This is a genomic window from Shewanella sp. BJSY2023SW001 (genome assembly GCF_047314685.1).
GTDB classification, from domain to species: Bacteria; Pseudomonadota; Gammaproteobacteria; order Enterobacterales; family Shewanellaceae; genus Shewanella; species Shewanella indica.
This window is the reverse complement of sequence record NZ_JBKORF010000022.1, coordinates 145,634-163,093: the sequence shown is the minus strand read 5'-3', so window position 1 is coordinate 163,093 and position 17,460 is coordinate 145,634. Positions and strand designations below refer to the sequence as shown.

Here is a 17,460-nt window from a genome sequence, read left to right as displayed (position 1 = left end):
ATGTATTCAAACACAGCCCGACGCATTGTTTCTCGATTCATGATTGGCTCGTATTGCACCGCTTCAACCTTCAACGAGTGGAAGAAGCTTTCGGCGCAAGCATTATCCCAACAATTCCCTTTACGGCTCATGCTTATCTTCAAACCATGCGCCAAAGCTAGGTTTCGATAAGCGTGTGAGCAGTACTGGCTGCCTCTATCGCTGTGAACGATGACTCCTGTGGGCATGCCGCGACGAAACAGTGCCATACGGAGCGCATTACAGGTTAAGTCAGCTGTCATTCGGGGGCTCATCGCCCACCCTACGACAGCGCGTGAGTAAAGGTCGATGATAACGGCCAAGTACAGCCAGCCCTCGCTGGTCATTAGGTAGGTGATGTCGCCCACCCATTTTTCATTGGGCGCCGCAGCGGTAAAGTCTCTCCCAAGCAGGTTTGGCGCTACAGGAAGGCGATGGTCGCTGTTAGTCGTCACTTTGAATTTGCGGGCTGCTTTGGGCACGAGCTGTTGCCGTCTCATGCTATCAGCAATGGTTTTTACATTGGCTCTCTCGCCGTCATCTGCCAGTTCGGCCTGAATGCGTCGGGCACCATCGCGCTGTTTGCTGGCGTCAAATGCGGCCTTGATTTTCCTATCCCTGTCATCACGTTTCAGTTGTCGTTTACCAAGCTCGGAGCTGGCGTTACGCCATGCATAATACCCACTACGCGAGACCTTGAGCACAACAGTCATACGCTTTACCGAGAAGCGATGCTGGTGCTCAAGCATGAATGCAAACCGGTTCACTTTTGATTCTTCGCGAAGTAGGTAGCCGCCTTTTTTAGAATGGCGAGGTCCTCTGCTTGCTCTGCGAGCTGGCGTTTGAGTCGCGCCACTTCGGCCGTGAGCTCAGCTTCGCGCTGACTGGTGTTCGTATTCTTCTCTGCGGCATTACGCCAGTTGTAGAGTTGGGAGTCGTATATACCCAGCTTTTTAGCGGCGGCGCTTACCCCTTTGATTTTTGCTAGCTTAAGGGCTTCAGCTTTGTACTCAGATGTATAGGTTTGTCGTTTGGTCTTTGATGTCATTGTTCACCTCGTTAAACGATTTTACTCGCTTAGCGTGGTGTCCAAAACTATCGGGGCGGATCACTCCTGATGAAGTCTACTTCGGCAGACAAAGATACGCTGCATGAGCAAGATCAACCACTTAAGAAATTAGCTTATGTGTCCAACCATCGGGGTCCACTTCTCTACCCATAACAAAACGGTTTTCGACAATCCGTCAAAACGATCAGAAACCACATAGCAGCCAAACCAGAAGCGCATAGCACCGTAAAGTCACCATGGTACGACCATGGTTCGTCCACTCCGCAGCCCTTGGTAATACTAGCTTACGAGTTAGCAGTCACCGGAGTTTGTTGGATTTACTGGGATTCCCTTGTGCACAGAATCGTCATGCGATGAACCATATATGGACCATGGGAGAAATTCTAAGACAGATAAAGGGAGTCTATTTTGGGAAGAAAAGAGGCGATAGCAGGAAAGGAGTTTTGAGGTAAGCACCTGAAAATTAGAACATTTTCAAACACCTAAAACGACGAAAGGCCGCTATAAAAGCGACCTTTCTATGTATGGTACCGGTGAGCGGACTTGAACCGCTACGCCCGAAGGCAACGGATTTTGAATTCATCTTAAGCTCTTGTAATTACTTGCATTTAAGAGGATTTTTTTGGATATCAAGGACCATGAAATATGATTTCATTGGATCTCTTTAGCACGCGTCAAGCACAGATTTAAAATGGGAAAATGGTACACACACTTGACCACTCTTTGTAACACGTTTCTGGGCAAAACTGTTGTAGCACAATTAAGTAAAAATTATCTAAAGTATGACAAACTCGCTTAGATGAGTGTTCAGATCAGTATCCATTTATTTTATCATCTGAACTTATATACCTCAGTTCTATTTCTACCGTTATGTTTTGCTTGGTAAAGTGCATCATCAGCACCTTTAAGAATGGCGCTAATCGGCTCTCTTTCGGCTAACCATTGGGATACTCCGATAGAAATCGTCACGTGACCTACGACATCAAACTCATTGGATTCAATGGACTTTCGAATTCTCTCGGCAACGTACTCAGCCTGACGTATGTCTGCTTTAACTAAAAAAACCATGAACTCTTCTCCGCCAGATCGGCAGACAATATCCACCTCTCGCGCCTGCGCCTTGATCATATTTGCCACACTGATGAGTAAAGTATCACCGACATCATGACCAAAGGTATCATTCACTTTTTTGAAGTAATCAACATCCAGAGCGAGCACAGAAAATGGAGTGTTTTGTATACGCAAATTATCAATGGCCTTATCTAAACCTCTGCGGTTTAACAACCCAGTCATAGAATCAGTTAAGGTATCGAGGTGCAGTTGATCAATTGTGTTGGATACAATATTGAATGTACTGACGAATGAACGCTTCAGGTGTGACGCTTCAAAATACCAAGGTTTCACTTTATTTAAGTCTCGTTTAGTCGAAGTGTGGCTTTCAAAGTTTTTGACGACACTCGCTAATTGCCATAATGGTTTTGAGATAAAAACCGAAGATATCCAAATAATTAAAAGCGTGAGCGCACCAATTGGAAGCGTTGCCACAAATACACTCCACATTTGGTCATTAAGCACTGACAGAGTGAGGCTTTCCGATTTCTCAGCAACTATCCCCCAACCAGAATAATTGACTGGTGCGTACCCAGCAAGCATATCAATACCCTGAGAGTTAATGATAACTTTCCCACCTTTCTCTCCCTGAATCACCTCATTTATTGCTTCATTATTGACAATGACTTCTCCCACTCGTTGTTTATTAGGGTGATAAATCAATGTCCGATTTTTATCCACAACATAGAGGTATGACCCATCTCTGTAGCCATGGTGCCCAAGTATGCTCATTAATATGTTTTTCTTATCGAGATAAATGCTCCCGCTAACGTAACCTAAATACTCTTTTTGTGCGGAGAAGATAGGGTACGAAATACTTATTAGATAATTACCTGCCGGGGATACGAACGGATTCGTGACGATTGGAGCCTTAGCGTTCAACGATTGTAGCGAACTGTCTGTTGTTAATTGGACACCTTTCACTCGTGTTGTTTCTGGTGAAACGGAAATGATGACCCCTTTCGCATTGACGATGACTACAGAGTTAAAAGAGTCAGTTTGGGTTCTTAATCGATCTACTTCTTGTTGCAACGCATCTGAATCACCTATCCTACTCCCAAGCGTAAGTGCGCTATACTCCAATTGAGACAAAGCTGATTCAATGAAAGTGTCCGTCATTTCGGCCATTTTTTCAGCGTAAACACGATTGGATTCAATGGTGTTGGTGACAATGAGGTCATGTTGGACACGATATATGGAGTAAAAAGCGTTCAGAAGAGTGACCAATACACTAAAGATGCTTAGAATCAGAATAAGTTGCCTCAAATTCAACTTGTCTTTCATCCGTTTTGATTCACCCACATATTCCATAAATTAAGTCACCCATTTGTAGTGGTCAAGTTAAGGAAGCTGCGATTAAGTGGTCCGCAGCTCCCGATATGACGCCCCAAACCGTCCTTTATCGACGTCCTGTGGCTCAATTTTCCAATTTTAAGCCCAAAATCGTCTCTTCGTGGCTGATTTTGGCCCTGTTTCAGGCCAATTTCCTCATTTCAGGTAGATCTCGCCTGTGCCCGTATCAATTGGTCAACTCGAACCAGGTTCGCCAGGGTGAATAACATCGCCAGTTGACTGTCATTTTTAGCCAGCCCCTTGTACCTGGCTTTGACGAAACCAAACTGACATTTTACTATCCGAAATGGATGCTCAACCTTCGCTCGGATACTCGCTTTCAGGTATTCGTAACGGATGGCCAGCTTGTTCTTGCGCGGGTGTTGCTTCAATGCATTCACTTTGCCGGGACGCTTGGCGATAAGCCAGTCTGCGCTGACATCGCTGAGCTCATCGCGCTTTTCGGCCCCCTGATAACCAGCATCGGCTGAGATAAATTCTTCATCGCCATGCAGTAACTTGCCAACCTGATTGAGGTCGTGCTCGTTAGCCGCCGTGGTCACCAGACTGTGGGTCAGGCCACTTTTGGCGTCCACGCCAATGTGCGCTTTCATGCCGAAGTACCACTGGTTACCTTTCTTGGTCTGGTACATGTCTTCATCACGGCTGTTGTGTTTGTTTTTGGTAGAGCTGGGGGCTTGAATGATGGTGGCATCCACCAAGGTGCCCTGGGTCATTAGAACGCCACACTCTGCTAGCCAGTGATTAACGGTACTGAAGATTTTGCGGGCCAGTTCATGCTGCTCCAGCAAATGCCGGAAATTCATGATGGTAGTGCGGTCTGGAATGGCTTTATCCAGTGACAGGCGAGCAAATTGGCGCATGGAGGCGATTTCATAGAGGGCATCTTCCATGGCCTCATCGCTCAGGTTGTACCATTGCTGCATGCAGTGAATACGCAGCATGGTTTCCAGCGGATAGGGCCTGCGACCATTACCGGCCTTGGGATACACAGGCTCGATAACGCCAAGTAATTTGTCCCAGGGAAGCAAGTCATCCATTCTGCCAAGGAAAACTTCTTTGCGGGTCTGGCGGCGTTTACTGGAAAACTCACTGTCGGCAAAAGTCAGTTGCTAGCTCATCCGGTTACTCATTCTGGGTTCAGGTTACAACACGATGATCTCACATCTCGGACTTATTCGCACCTTCCCTTGGATTGATTATTCTCATGCGTTTTCTCCCTGACTGAACGATGTACGAAGTCCCCCTCCTTCTATCCCGACCTATTCGGAATAGAAGGAGGCTTCATAGTGGCGCTGGATCAATTCGGTCGTCGTTTTCCGTTATTTCAGCAACGCCAGAATCTCGTGCGCGGCGGCAGCGGATGAGGCAGGGTTCTGACCGGTGACGAGTTTGCCGTCCCGCAGCACAAAGCTGGCCCAATCGGCGCCTTTCTCATAATTGCCACCATTGGCTTTGAGCATATCCTCGACCAGGAAGGGCACAACGTTGGTCAGGCCAACAGCCTCTTCTTCTGTGTTGGTGAAGCCTGTCACACGTCGCCCTGAGACCAAGGGCTTGCCGTCTGTGCCTTGAGTGTGGCGGAATACGGCGGGGGCGTGGCAGACGGCGCCAACAGGCAAGTCAGCGGCGGCAAAGGCTTCGATCAGGCGTTTGCTGTCAGCATCTTCGGCCAGGTCCCACAACGGGCCATGGCCACCGGGATAGAAGATTGCATCGAACCTGACTTCTGTTATGTCAGACAGTTTCAGCGTAGTCGCAAGATGCTTTTGCGTCTCGGCATCGCCCTTGAAACGATGAGTGTCGTCAGTCTGTGCGTCCGGGCTATCGCTGGACGGGTCAATGGGAGGCTGTCCACCCTTGGGCGTGGCCAGGGTGATGTCGGCCCCAGCGTCCTTGAAGACGTAATAGGGCGCGGCAAATTCCTCCAGCCAGAAGCCTGTTTTTTTACCAGTGTCTCCAAGTTCGTCATGGGACGTGAGTATCATCAGAATTTTCATGTAATTCCCCTATTTTGTGGTGCTAACGCGGATCACGCGCTTGCCAAAGTTATCGCCGTTGAGAAGGCCGATGAAGGCTTCCGGGGCATTTTCCAAGCCACCAATGACCTCTTCGCGATACTTGATTTTTCCACTTTCCACCCAAGCACCCATCTGTTTGGCGAATTCCGGATATAGGTGACCGAAACTGTCAAAGATGATAAATCCTTGAACCTTTACCTTGTTCCGAAGAATCTGCCCCATTAACCAATTCATTCGGTCTGGCCCGCCGGGCAGTTCGGTGGCGTTGTATTGCGAGACCAGTCCACACACCGGCACACGCGCATGCGGGTTCAAAAGCGGGATCACCGCATCCAGAACCTTGCCGCCCACGTTTTCGAAATAGACATCGATGCCGTCCGGACTGGCCTTGGCAAGCTGATCCGCAAAGTCTGGTGCCTTGTGGTCGATGCATGCATCGAAACCCAGCTCGTCAACCGCATAGGCGCATTTTTCCGGCCCGCCTGCGATGCCAACAACACGGCAGCCCAGCAGTTTGCCAATTTGGCCTACGGTTGCGCCGACCGGACCCGTCGCCGCGGCCACCACAATTGTCTCCCCGGGTTTGGGCTCACCGATCTGCGTCAGGCCAGCCCAGGCGGTAAACCCAGGCATGCCTAAGATCCCAAGTGCCCAGGATGGGTGCTCTGGCGAAACGCCAAGATTAGTAACCCCTTCACCATCGGAAAGAGCGTAATCCTGCCAGCCGTTGAAGCTAAGCACCCAGTCGCCCTCCGCGAAGCCATCAAGCTTCGAAGTAACCACTTTGGCAACCGTGCCGCCAACCATGACATCGCCGACCTCAACCGGTGCAGCATAAGAAGGCGCATCACTCATTCTGCCGCGCATATACGGGTCGAGTGACAAGTACTCGGTACGCAAAAGCATCTGATTGTCACCGACAGAAGGAATCGCCTCCTCTTCTAGCCTTAGTGTGTCCAGAGTCGGCTCGCCCGTAGGGCGCTTCGCCAACACGAGCTTGCGGTTTGCGGTGTCTGTTTGTTTCATGTTCGACTCCTCCTACAAAGCAGCTTCAAGAATGCGACGAGCTTCATCGGGGCCGATAGCGTTATGTTCCCCAAGTGCAGTCATTCCGTGTTCCTTTAAGGCACTAACGATGTGATTGATTCCGTCAGCATCAACGTCATAGTCGCCTAACCGAGTCTTGATACCCATCTGCTCGAAGAAACCGCGCGTTGCTTCGATTACCGCGTCAATTCGTTCATCATCGGATCCTTCGCGGATATTCCAGACATTGCTGGCATACTGGAGAAGCTTTTCACGTTTAGCTTCGCGCTGATCATCGATCAATGATGGCAGCACAACCGCCAGCGTGCGGGCGTGGTCCGTATCATTCAGTGCAGTAATTTCGTGCCCAATCATATGAGTGGCCCAGTCTTGAGGTACACCTGCACCAATAAGCCCATTCAGAGCCATGGTCGCAGTCCACATCAAATTGGCACGAATGTCATAATCTTCGGGTGTCTCAAGCGCCTTGGGGCCAAGTTCAATCAATGTGCGCAGCAGGGCTTCGGCAAAGCCGTCCTGAACCCGCGCGGCCACTGGATAGGTAAGATACTGTTCGATCGTATGAACAAAGGCGTCCACCACACCATTGGCAATCTGGCGAGATGGCAGAGTGTAGGTGACCTCCGGATCCAGAACCGAGAAAACCGGGTAGCAATAAAGGCTACTAAACGGCAGTTTTGCCTCTTTTTCTGGGTTGGTAATCACCCCGCCAGAGTTCATCTCGGATCCCGTAGCTGGTAGCGTCAACACAGAGCCAAACGGCACCGCTTGGGTAATGACTGATCCACGTGAGGTAAGAATGTCCCAGGCGTCACCGTCATACTTTACCGCCGCCGCAATAAACTTGGTGGCGTCGATGACCGACCCGCCGCCAACGGCAAGCAAGAAAGTAACGGCATTTTCGCGAATCATCTCAACTGCTTTTAGCGTTGTAGCATAGCGTGGGTTAGGTTCAATACCTCCAAACTCCAGGATTGCCCGGCCAGCAAGAGCTTCGCGTACTTGGTCCAGCACACCCGTACGTTCGGCACTGCCACCGCCATATAGAATCAAAACTTTCGCATCAGCGGGAACCTGATCTTTCAGCTCCGCAATACTGCCTTTGCCAAACAAAATTCTGGTAGGGTTGTGAAAGTTGAAATTTTTCATATCAGTTTCCTTCAGTTTCAATATGTAAGCGGACATTAATATTTCCGCGGGTAGCATTGGAGTAGGGGCAAAGCTGATGTGTCGCCTCGACCAGGCGTTGTGCGTCCTCGCGGGCCATGCCCGGCAAGTGAGCAGTGATGTCGAGGTCAAGCCCGTATCCGCCATCGGATCGTTGGCCGATACCCACTTCGATTGAAGTTTTTGCCCCCTTGGCATTCAGTTTGAGCTGTTTTGCGGTGATCTCCATCGCGCTGTCGAAACAGGCCGCATAACCAAGTGCAAACAGTTGTTCAGGGTTTACGCCATCTTCATCGCTATCGGGTCGAACCATTTGGACCGAAAAGCTGCCGTCGTTCAGGGTTGAAGTTCCCGAGCGTCCGCCCGTTGCCGTCGCCGCGGTTTTGTAGAAGATTTTCATGATCTATCACTCCTCTTTCGACTATCGAACGGTTAAAAACAAAATACCTCGAGGGCATCGTTTAGTGCTTCACCATCTAGAATGGCGCATCAATATCAACCACCGAAATGAGCTTGTGGTTGACGAATTCCCTGATTCCGAGCCCGATCAGTTCTCGACCGTAGCCCGACCGCCCGATACCACCGAAAGGTAAGTCAGCCTTGGCCATGGTCGGGTGATTTACAAAGACCATCCCAGTAGAAATCTGTTTCGCAACATCAGCACCACGCTTTGGGTCGGCAGTAAATACAGACCCGCCAAGCCCGAACGGTGAATCATTGGCAATGCGTATTGCATCTACCTCATCCTTCGCACGAAACAGCATCGAGACTGGGCCGAAGAATTCCCAATATCGAGCCGGGTTATCTTCTGAAAGATTAGTCAGAATGGTCGGTTGTACAAAAGCACCCGAACTGGGAACCTTTGGCCCAACTTCCGTTGCCGTAGCTCCGTAAAAAACTGCTTGGCGTATCTTGTCTTTAATCTCGTTTGCAGCAGCCTCGGAAGACAGGGGCGCTAACGTCGTGGTAGGATCCGCCGGATCACCTGCCCGAAGCTTCGCAACGCCGGCGGTGTAACCTTCAAAAAATTGGTCATATACGTCATCAACGACGATCATGCGCTTAGAAGAGACACAGACTTGACCGCCATTCCAGTGCCGTCCAAAGACCGCCCAATTAATGGTCTTCTCCATTTCCGCATCGGCCAACACCACAAACGCGTCTGCGCCTCCAAGTTCGAGCGTGGATTTCTTCAGTGCTTTGCCTGCCTGTGAGGCAACAATCGAGCCCGCACCTTCCGATCCGGTCAGCGCAACGCCATGGACACGTGGATCGTTAATGATGGTTTCGATTTGCGAACGTGTCGCATAAAGGTTTTTGAACGCCCCTTGGGGCAAACCCGCCTCCAACATTAATTTTTCGAATGCTGCAGCTGCCTGCGGAACATTCGAGGCATGCTTGAGCAACATGGTATTGCCAGCAGACAATTGTGGCGCTGCAATACGAGCCACTTGGTAAAACGGAAAGTTCCACGGCTCAATTGCCAACAAGACCCCCAAAGGCTCTGCGGACAGAACAGCATCACCTTCATCGGGATTGGCTACTGGCAGCTTTTCAGGCGCCAGTAAGGCTTCTGCATTGTTGGCATAATAGTCAAAGATATCCGCTGACAAGGCGATTTCGGCTTTAGCTTCGGAGACAAGCTTGCCCATTTCAACTGTCAACAACTTGGCAAAAAAATCGACGTCACGACGTAATATGGTTGCGGCGGAGTGCATTACACAGGCACGTTCTGCAAACTCAGTTTCCTTCCACAATAAAAATGCCGCATGAGCATTTTCAATAGCTTGATTAACTTCAGTATCGGTCGCGTCCGGGTACGCTTCCAAGAGTTCGCCGGTGTAAGGGTTTCGTGTTTCATAAGCCATAATTAAATCCTTTCGCGTGGGGCGCGTTTGGGTTGTAAATCTCGAGTTTATTCATAACCCGCAAACTACTAGACCGGTCATCTAGATGACCGGGAAAATAAAAACATGAAATCTAATTGCTTATCATGCCAAGTTTCAGCTTAACCTCGAATAGACCAGTCGTCTATAATTTTTTTGAAATAACTATAATCTTTAAGGGTAACAACCCCTCAAAAGGTCGTTAGTCCGCCTCATGAATTCTCTCGGATCAGTATTTCAACATGCCACACCTTTCCACCATAAACTGGACAGGCCCGTGCCGACGTTATCAACATGTCCCGCATATCCAGAACGATGATAAATTTAGTCCGACACCTTCTCAGGTATTCTGGGCGCCGAGGCAGCCTGCGAATCGTAGGTGGGGTAGTCGACATATCCCTTGTCAGTTCCACCGTACATTGTTGTGGGATCAACCTCGTTCCAAGGCAGCCCTTGCCGTATTCGATACGGTAAATCCGGGTTTGCAATAAACGGCTTCCCAAAAGCGAACAAGTCGCCGTATCCAGCATCAAGCATACGAAGCGCTTTCTCCGGAGTGTATCGGCCTGCATAAATCAGAGCGCCACTAAAAGCACCTCGGAGCGCACTGCAGAAGCTGTCAGGCAATTCTGGTGCATTGTCCCAGTCGGCTTCAGCGATAGAAATATAGGCAATACCCATGCGCTCTAACAATTTTGCCGCTTCTAGGTAGGTTTCGTGAGGGTCTGTTTCAACCAATCCCAGATAAACACGTGCCTCTTCCGTGCTCTCGAATAAGGGAGCAAACCTCACTCCCAAGCGCTCAGCCCCCACTTCTTCTGAAATTGCGGCCACAATCTCTTCCAGGAAGCGCAGGCGGTTCCGCAAACTTCCGCCGTATTGATCCGTCCGATGATTAGTATGCTCTGAGATGAACTGGTTAACCAGATAGCCATTCGCGCTGTGGATTTCTACGCCATCAAAGCCGGCTTCCACGGCGTTACGAGCAGCGCGAGCATATAGCTTCACAAGCTCTTGAATTTCCTCGGTTGAAAGTGCGCGGGGCTCATCCGGATCAGCCAGTGCGCCCTCCCCTGGTGCTGTTTCTACGAACACTTTCACACCTTCTGCACGAATGGCTGAGGGTGCTACCGGAGCCTGTCCGTCCGGCTGAAGAGAATTATGAGAAACTCGCCCTACATGCCACAGCTGACAAAAGATTTTGCCGCCTTCACGATGAACAGCGCCGGTTACTTTTTTCCAACCCTCAATTTGTGCCGCTGTAAAAATACCCGGCGTCCAAGCGTACCCCTGACCTCTGGGCTCTATCTGCGTGCCTTCTGTGACCATGAAGCCAGCAGAAGCCCGCTGCGCATAGTAGTCAGCCATCAGATCGTTCGGAATATTTCCTGGCTGAGTGCTTCTTGAACGCGTGAGAGGCGGCAGAACAATACGATTTTTCAGTTCAAGCGAACCCAGACGAAAGGGCTCAAAAAGAGGGTTTACATTCATAACGCTATTTCCTTTAAATAAAGTTTTCATACCGGAGCAAACAGTGCTCCATTACATTAAAAGAGCCCCAGACCGGACTCATTCAGGCTGATAATAATATTTTTCTTCTCGGTGTAACTATCCAGCACCATTTTGTGAGCCTCCCGACCAATACTGGATTTTGTTGCTGGCATCTACAATAATCGTCGGAGAGATAAAGCAACTACGGGCCAGACTCGCAACAACCAGTCGCTCCCGCAATAATTATCCTTGCGCCTTCCTGAGTCGCCAGATCGATATAGCCGAGGATCCTTTCCATCTGTTGCTGGCTGAACTGCCTTCCCATTTGAGTGTTAAGGTCCAAGGATCTCCAACTTTTATCTCCTCAAAACGCTCCTTAAGCACACCAATAAATTCGTCAAAGATAGCCCGATGGACAAACAGTCAAGCGCCGGACTCACACACTTTTCCCTAATTGAGGAAAATCGATATGATAATCCCTTCCAAAGCCTTCTCGATATTCGCATCGGGAACACAATGTTGGCCGATTTTCCACCCAGCTCTAGAGTCGCCGGTATTAGCTTTTCAGCCGCGGCTTTAGCTACGCGATATCCAACGGCTGTCGATCCGGTAAATGCCAACTTGTCGACATCGGGGTGATCAAGTAGCGCTTGTCCAGCCTCAGGACCGTCGCCGGTAACAATGTTGACGGTTCCTTGAGGTAATACTTCGTTAAGAATCTCTCCCAAAGTGAGCAAAGTAATCGAGGTCATCTCTGATGGTTTGATAACAACCGTGTTGCCAGCCGCTAGGGCCGGAGCCAACTTCCAGGCCGCCATCAACAGAGGAAAGTTCCACGGAATAATCTGCCCGACGACACCTATAAGCTCACTCAACACCAAACTCAGAGTCTGATTATCAAGTTGCGTTGCCTCGTCGCTATGCGAGCGAACAACACCCGCGAAATAACGAAAATGATCAACGGCCAGCGGGATATCGATTTGGCTGGATTCCCGCAAAGGCTTACCGTTATCCAGAGTTTCTAAGTACGCAAACTCTTGTGCTCGAGCCTCAAGCAAGTCCGCTATCGAGAGCAACGCGCGCTGACGCTCCATCGGAGATGTGCTGCTCCAACGGGGAAAAGCCTCACGAGCAGCCTTTACAGCCAAATCCACGTCTTCGCTACTGGCCATCTGCAAATGTGAGAATGTTTCTCCTGTGGCAGGGCTAACCGTTGGGATCATCCGGCGAGACCGGCTGTCTACCCATTGCCCGCCAATTAGCATTCGATAGCTAGGCTTAATATTCTCTAGCGCTTTCTCTTTAGTGGCACTATGACTCATTCTCTGCTCCTACCTTTGCCGAAACATCGTTTCCAAACACAATCCATAGCGAACTAGCACTCAAAATTGCGCGTGCACCTGGTACCGAGTCATGACAAGGGCAATGTTACGGTGGTAATATCACAAACAGAAACAGTAATTATTTGTTACAAATACAAATATGAATGATATTAGTCTGATCGACCTAAAGCAGCTACGGGTCTTTAAAGCACTCTTAAAAGAGCGAAACGTGACACGTGCCGCCGCCCAGATGGGCCTTACTCAGCAGGCTGTAAGCGCTCAACTGAGCAAGCTAAGGGACACGTTTCAAGATCATCTATTCTTGCGCTCCGCACAGGGCATCATTCCCACGCCACTCGCCGAACAGCTTGAGCCAAGAGTAAATGCAGTGTTCGAGAGTCTTGCGGCATTAGCACCGCCTGACAGGTTCGATCCTGCCGAGGTGCAAACGACCTTTGCGATATCCGCAACGGATTATGCTGTGGCAGTTATATTGCCCAGGTTGATGGCGAAGGTAAGAGCTCAAGCTCCAGGGCTAAAGCTGATTATCAGGGACTTTGAAAGCGATAGACTGTATCCGCTCCTGACCTCTGGAGACCTCGATCTGGCTTTAACCTTTCCGGCGTTCGTCCCCAATAATTGTCAAACGAAATGGTTGTTCTCCGAGCACCACATCTGCGTAACAAGGAGCGACTCTCCATTGCAAAACCGGCAACTCTCCATTGGAGACATTGCCGACTTGCCTCAGATTATCGTCTCCCCGACAAGGGCAAACCTGATCGGTTCAGCGGATGACTGGTTTGCGAGCAAGGGCTACAGCCGAAATATCGTCATGTCGGTACCGAGCTTCTCAGCTGCACCGGCCTGTATCGCCTCAACCGACTGCATAGCCTTCCTGCCCTCACGCATTCTGCCGAATCCGCTGGTTCGTCCGATCCTGCTCGATGACTCGCCACCCTGCTTCGATGTCATTGCCGCATGGCACCCTCGCTCAAGCCGGGACCCGCTGCACAAGTGGATACTGTCACTTCTCCAGCAGGCATTCCCGGCGCAAGAAAGCACTAAACTATAGGAGTGCCCTGCGGCTACCACTCAACAACGATTTTGCCAAAGTGGCTACCACTTTCCTGAAGCCGAAAAGCATCCGCTAAACGATCTAGAGGGAAACTGCAGTCGATCACTGGGCGAAGATTGTTTTGTTTCAACGCTGCAACGTATTCCTGCTGCTGACGACGGCTGCCAACCACCAACCCTTGCAAGCGAGCCTGTTTGGCCATCAACAACGAGGTGGGTACATCGCCACCTCGTCCTGTCAACACGCCAATCAAAGCTACGTGGCCGCCAACGCGAACCGCCTGCAAGGACTGTGCAAGCGTGCCAGGTCCACCGACCTCAACAACGTGGTCAACACCCCGTCCATTCGTCAATTCGAGCACTTCAGTACCCCAATCAGGATTCGTCCGATAGTTAATAACATCGGTTGCCCCAAGAGACCGAGCCCTTTCAAGCTTTTTGTCAGAGGAGGAGGTTACGATGACGCGCGCGCCCATGGCTCTGGCAATCTGTAAGGCTGCAATAGATACCCCCCCGGTGCCGAGCAACAGCACACTATCACCGGCCTTGATTCCCCCCTCAACCACCAAAGCCCGCCATGCTGTCAGGCCAGCTGTGGTGATCGTCGCTGCTTCGGAATGGCCCCAACACGAAGGCGCATGGGTAAAATAGTGTGCTGGCCGCACCACATACTCAGTCGCGTAACCGTCTATTCCATCACCTGGCGTTCTTCGGAAACTGCCCACATCATCAAATGCGCGACCGTCCTGCCATTGAGGGAAAAAACTAGACACAACACTTTCGCCAACAGCGAACTCAGTCACGCCTTCACCCACAGCCTCGACCACTCCCGCACCGTCAGACATTAGAATTCGCCCATCAGTGGTTGGGATACTCCCATTAGCGACCAGTAAGTCGTGGAAATTGAGGGAGGTTGCATGTATTGCCACGCGTATCTGTCCCACTCCAGGTTGACCAGGATCGGGCAGATCTCTCAGCTCTAATTGATTCAGCCCACCCGGGGCCCGCAGAACAACTGCTCTCATAAGGATTCCCTATTTTTATAAATAGACTGGTCGTCTATAACTGGATGAAAATTTTTACCGATTAGTTCTTTTTTAACCCCAGCAAACCTTGTGTTGCCTCAAACGCAGACTCCATGGGCTCACGGCTGCGTGTGATTTTCGCACGCAAGCTCGCACCCAACCATAATTGATAGAGAGTTGACGCTGTCGTTTTCGCATCCAGATGAGCAGATAACGAGCCATCAGCAATGCCGTCTTCAACCGCTCGGGCAAGTCTTGCGATAACTCGATCTGTTCCCTGCTGCAACACAATACGCATAGTTTCGGATAAATCGCTAACTTCGGCTGCAAGTTTGACCGCCAGACACTTGCCTTTCGGGTCGCAGGCCGACTGAGTTTCCAGCCAGGCTTCCCAGTAACTCATCAATCGCTCTGCTCCGGACAAACCCGGTCGAGAGAGCAGTGCCTCCAGAGACGCTTGGTAGCCGGAAAAATAGCTCTTTAGTAATTCCTCACCAAAGGCCTCTTTGGATCCAAAATAATGATAAAAGGACCCTTTAGGCACACCAGCGGTCTTCAGAATTTCGCTCAATCCGACAGCACTAAACCCTTTACCACTGATAATACACTGGCCGGTTTCCAAGATATGACTACGTACATCGTGAACATTAACTTTTGATTTCATAGGTAGATTCTAAGCCGGACTAGACCAATTGTCTAGACTAGAGACTCTGGTTGTGCACGGAAACCTATGGAAAACAAACGCTCGACCGAATACTTTTATTACGCTTGGCTGCAAGACGGCGGTGCATTATGATTAGACTGGTCGTATATGATGTGAGATAGTAACAATCTAACACTTGAGTGGGTAGTCACCCAGCAAAACCGCCTCTTCACTCATCTCGCACAAATCTTCCGGAGTTATATATGATCCTCATTCATCACTTAAACGATTCGCGCTCACAGCGTATTCTCTGGTTGCTCGAAGAGCTAGGCCTTGAGTACGACATTAAACGCTATGAGCGTGATTCGGTTACACATTTGGCGCCACCAGAGCTGTTGCACATTCACCCATTAGGTAAGTCGCCGGTCATTGAAGACGGCAATTTCATCATCCATGAATCCGGGGCAATTATTGATTATCTCATCAGAAAATATGCTGGAGACCTCCTGCACCCTACTCCTGAAAGCCGGGCGTATGAGCAATATGTGCAATGGCTTCACTACGCTGAGGGATCAGCAATGCTTCCTCTGCTGTTGAAGGTTTATGTTGATCCTCTGGGAGATGGAGGTGCAGCTCTGCAGCCGCGCATAAACAGCGAACTAGATAATCATTTGGGTTTTGTTGAAGCTTCGTTGGAGGGTAAAACCTTTCTGCTAGATGAACTGTTCAGTGCCGCAGATATCCAGATGAGCTTTGTTGGGGAGATTGCAGGCTCATTTGGTCTATTACACCAACGCCCCAACCTGACAGCTTGGATCAAACGGCTCCAAGCCCGCCCCGCATACCAATCTGCCTTAACCAGAGGTGGTACCTACCGTTTAGCCAACTAGTATAAAACCTGTAGGTCTGATTGAGGTGTTTAGCACCTCTTCAATGGCCGAGCTTTCCCATCAATCTGCTTTGTTAACAGGGTTAATACCATCATATTTGTTTCTCCTATTGGTTATCTATTTTTCATTCTCCATGTTTTTTCAAATATGCAAGGCGCAAAAAAAGGGGCCGAAGCCCCTTGGATCAGAGATGAACTTTCGGAAAGCCCATGGCACCGTAAACATTCAGCACATCATTCCAATCCCAACTTTTCACGCCGAGTGACGTTGGTATCGGAGGGATCAAGACTTGTGTCAGAATGCCTTTTTGCCAGGCTTTTTTCTTGAGTTCATTCGCTGCATTCAGGCCGGTCTCAGAGAGATCGTGGTCTGCCCAGATGTACAGCATTTTCACATTACTTGGTGGTTCAAACCTAGCCAGTAGCGTTGCATTCACAACCGACCAACATGTTTGCCCCGTTGCTCTGGTTACCGCTAGGGCCGTTTCTATACCTTCAGAAACACCTAGTACTTCACCAGGCTCACCTATCGGAATGGCACCACCTGTGATTGTTCTGTCACTTGGTATCGGCATCATCTTTTTAGGCTTTTCAACCGGCGCTTTGAATCCATCTTCACTTAGGTAGATCCGATGAAACGTGGCCGAACGCCCTTGCTGAGTAACGATTTTACCTAGCAGCGCTGGGTAGCTATCGATAAACAGACCATCTTCATCATGGTAAGGCAAGCTTGGATGAAACCTCAGCACCGAATCCCATTCAGGGCGAAGCCGCGTCACAATGCCACGACGATGCAAGTAGTTCCAAACTGGTTGCGCACGAGTATCTGCAAGAGATAGCGTTTCTCCCCAGGTTTGATTCAAGCGATGGATAATCGCTTTGTCCTCGTCCTGCTTTTTAGCCTTCCAATCAACAGCGTTACTCGGTATTGGCCGAGTAGGCGCTTGTATTTGTCCGGGTTGAATACCAAGAACCTGGCCGATTGCCTCAATAGACTGAGCAAAGTTCCATCCATTGATCCAAGACAACAGTTCAAAACCATCATGAAAGATACCGCAGGTGTTACAAACGCCACCTCCGGTATATTCAGCATCTTTGAACAGCCTAAAGCCATCACGACCGCCATGAACAGGGCAAGCCACATGACGGCCTTTTCGAGCAATAGCGGCATCAAGTTCTGGCACCAATGCCGCCAATACCTGAAGCCATTGACCATTAAGATATGGCCTCACTGTTTCAATCTGTAAAGGTATCGCCATATAACCTCCTTAAGTAAAAAGCCGACTCCTACCACAGGTGGTAAGTCAGCTTGGGTCCTGCATTCAGCCGTTTGGTTAATGCAGGA

General features: G+C 49.8%; 15 protein-coding genes. 2 read left to right on the top strand and 13 right to left on the bottom strand.

What is annotated here, in order from left to right; genetic code table 11:
- The 10 genes from ACMHXH_RS05735 to ACMHXH_RS05690 all read right to left on the bottom strand — a co-directional run.
- Nucleotides 1-1,066 (bottom strand): IS3 family transposase gene (locus ACMHXH_RS05735; RefSeq protein WP_413737779.1). Its coding sequence is split into 2 segments (ribosomal slippage), with 1,067 coding nucleotides annotated over them: nucleotides 1-823 and nucleotides 823-1,066; the frame shifts between segments, so codons are not numbered across the junction. This gene is flagged as partial in the annotation.
- An 852-nt stretch (nucleotides 1,067-1,918) separates the two neighbouring features.
- Nucleotides 1,919-3,508, bottom strand: a complete 1,590-nt coding sequence (locus ACMHXH_RS05730) for a sensor domain-containing diguanylate cyclase (protein WP_413737777.1) — start codon at nucleotides 3,506-3,508, stop codon at nucleotides 1,919-1,921.
- A 182-nt stretch (nucleotides 3,509-3,690) separates the two neighbouring features.
- Nucleotides 3,691-4,659, bottom strand: a complete 969-nt coding sequence (locus ACMHXH_RS05725) for an IS5-like element ISEc68 family transposase (RefSeq protein WP_413737785.1) — start codon at nucleotides 4,657-4,659, stop codon at nucleotides 3,691-3,693.
- A gap of 213 nt (nucleotides 4,660-4,872) precedes the next feature.
- Complete coding sequence (locus ACMHXH_RS05720) at nucleotides 4,873-5,550, bottom strand: type 1 glutamine amidotransferase domain-containing protein (RefSeq protein WP_115389046.1); 678 nt, start codon at nucleotides 5,548-5,550, stop codon at nucleotides 4,873-4,875.
- A gap of 9 nt (nucleotides 5,551-5,559) precedes the next feature.
- Nucleotides 5,560-6,597 carry an NADP-dependent oxidoreductase gene (locus tag ACMHXH_RS05715; protein WP_115389047.1) on the bottom strand — a complete coding sequence of 346 codons (1,038 nt, stop codon included), beginning with the start codon at nucleotides 6,595-6,597 and terminating at the stop codon, nucleotides 5,560-5,562.
- Nucleotides 6,598-6,609: 12 nt separating this feature from the next.
- On the bottom strand, nucleotides 6,610-7,767 hold the full coding sequence (locus ACMHXH_RS05710; RefSeq protein ID WP_115389048.1) for an iron-containing alcohol dehydrogenase: 1,158 nt from the start codon (nucleotides 7,765-7,767) through the stop codon (nucleotides 6,610-6,612).
- Between the two features lies 1 nt (nucleotide 7,768).
- Nucleotides 7,769-8,185, bottom strand: a complete 417-nt coding sequence (locus ACMHXH_RS05705; protein ID WP_115389049.1) for an organic hydroperoxide resistance protein — start codon at nucleotides 8,183-8,185, stop codon at nucleotides 7,769-7,771.
- Between the two features lie 76 nt (nucleotides 8,186-8,261).
- On the bottom strand, nucleotides 8,262-9,653 hold the full coding sequence (locus ACMHXH_RS05700) for an NAD-dependent succinate-semialdehyde dehydrogenase (RefSeq protein ID WP_006814859.1): 1,392 nt from the start codon (nucleotides 9,651-9,653) through the stop codon (nucleotides 8,262-8,264).
- Nucleotides 9,654-9,995: 342 nt separating this feature from the next.
- Entirely contained in the window at nucleotides 9,996-11,162 is a 1,167-nt protein-coding gene (locus ACMHXH_RS05695) for an alkene reductase (RefSeq protein WP_052324032.1), read from the bottom strand.
- Nucleotides 11,163-11,518: 356 nt separating this feature from the next.
- Nucleotides 11,519-12,484 (bottom strand): aldehyde dehydrogenase family protein, encoded by a 966-nt coding sequence (locus ACMHXH_RS05690; RefSeq protein WP_206194664.1) that lies wholly within the window; start codon nucleotides 12,482-12,484, stop codon nucleotides 11,519-11,521.
- Between the two features lie 160 nt (nucleotides 12,485-12,644).
- Here ACMHXH_RS05690 and ACMHXH_RS05685 point away from each other — a divergent pair, with 160 nt between their 5' ends.
- Nucleotides 12,645-13,556 (top strand): LysR family transcriptional regulator, encoded by a 912-nt coding sequence (locus ACMHXH_RS05685; protein WP_115389050.1) that lies wholly within the window; start codon nucleotides 12,645-12,647, stop codon nucleotides 13,554-13,556.
- Nucleotides 13,557-13,569: 13 nt separating this feature from the next.
- On the opposite strand, the gene ACMHXH_RS05680 is transcribed toward ACMHXH_RS05685, so the two are convergent.
- Nucleotides 13,570-14,583: a zinc-dependent alcohol dehydrogenase family protein gene (locus ACMHXH_RS05680; protein WP_115389051.1), complete on the bottom strand. Its 1,014-nt coding sequence runs from the start codon at nucleotides 14,581-14,583 to the stop codon at nucleotides 13,570-13,572.
- 61 nt (nucleotides 14,584-14,644) lie between these two features.
- Entirely contained in the window at nucleotides 14,645-15,247 is a 603-nt protein-coding gene (locus tag ACMHXH_RS05675) for a TetR/AcrR family transcriptional regulator (protein WP_115389052.1), read from the bottom strand.
- A gap of 242 nt (nucleotides 15,248-15,489) precedes the next feature.
- Between ACMHXH_RS05675 and ACMHXH_RS05670 the strand changes: the two genes are divergently transcribed.
- Nucleotides 15,490-16,116 (top strand): glutathione S-transferase family protein, encoded by a 627-nt coding sequence (locus ACMHXH_RS05670; RefSeq protein WP_115389053.1) that lies wholly within the window; start codon nucleotides 15,490-15,492, stop codon nucleotides 16,114-16,116.
- A 184-nt stretch (nucleotides 16,117-16,300) separates the two neighbouring features.
- Here ACMHXH_RS05670 and ACMHXH_RS05665 read toward each other — a convergent pair whose 3' ends face one another.
- On the bottom strand, nucleotides 16,301-17,374 hold the full coding sequence (locus ACMHXH_RS05665; RefSeq protein ID WP_262678477.1) for a primase-helicase zinc-binding domain-containing protein: 1,074 nt from the start codon (nucleotides 17,372-17,374) through the stop codon (nucleotides 16,301-16,303).
- Nucleotides 17,375-17,460: the final 86 nt, after the last annotated feature.

Excerpts from the sequence above, each read along its gene's own strand:
- ACMHXH_RS05730 (WP_413737777.1), bottom strand. The coding sequence starts at position 3,508 with ATGGAATATGTGGGTGAATCAAAACGGATGAAAGACAAGTTGAATTTG.
- ACMHXH_RS05720 (WP_115389046.1), bottom strand. The coding sequence starts at position 5,550 with ATGAAAATTCTGATGATACTCACGTCCCATGACGAACTTGGAGACACT.
- ACMHXH_RS05715 (WP_115389047.1), bottom strand. The coding sequence starts at position 6,597 with ATGAAACAAACAGACACCGCAAACCGCAAGCTCGTGTTGGCGAAGCGC.
- ACMHXH_RS05710 (WP_115389048.1), bottom strand. The coding sequence starts at position 7,767 with ATGAAAAATTTCAACTTTCACAACCCTACCAGAATTTTGTTTGGCAAA.
- ACMHXH_RS05705 (WP_115389049.1), bottom strand. The coding sequence starts at position 8,185 with ATGAAAATCTTCTACAAAACCGCGGCGACGGCAACGGGCGGACGCTCG.
- ACMHXH_RS05700 (WP_006814859.1), bottom strand. The coding sequence starts at position 9,653 with ATGGCTTATGAAACACGAAACCCTTACACCGGCGAACTCTTGGAAGCG.
- ACMHXH_RS05695 (WP_052324032.1), bottom strand. The coding sequence starts at position 11,162 with ATGAATGTAAACCCTCTTTTTGAGCCCTTTCGTCTGGGTTCGCTTGAA.
- ACMHXH_RS05690 (WP_206194664.1), bottom strand. The coding sequence starts at position 12,484 with ATGAGTCATAGTGCCACTAAAGAGAAAGCGCTAGAGAATATTAAGCCT.
- ACMHXH_RS05685 (WP_115389050.1), top strand. The coding sequence starts at position 12,645 with ATGAATGATATTAGTCTGATCGACCTAAAGCAGCTACGGGTCTTTAAA.
- ACMHXH_RS05680 (WP_115389051.1), bottom strand. The coding sequence starts at position 14,583 with ATGAGAGCAGTTGTTCTGCGGGCCCCGGGTGGGCTGAATCAATTAGAG.
- ACMHXH_RS05675 (WP_115389052.1), bottom strand. The coding sequence starts at position 15,247 with ATGAAATCAAAAGTTAATGTTCACGATGTACGTAGTCATATCTTGGAA.
- ACMHXH_RS05670 (WP_115389053.1), top strand. The coding sequence starts at position 15,490 with ATGATCCTCATTCATCACTTAAACGATTCGCGCTCACAGCGTATTCTC.
- ACMHXH_RS05665 (WP_262678477.1), bottom strand. The coding sequence starts at position 17,374 with ATGGCGATACCTTTACAGATTGAAACAGTGAGGCCATATCTTAATGGT.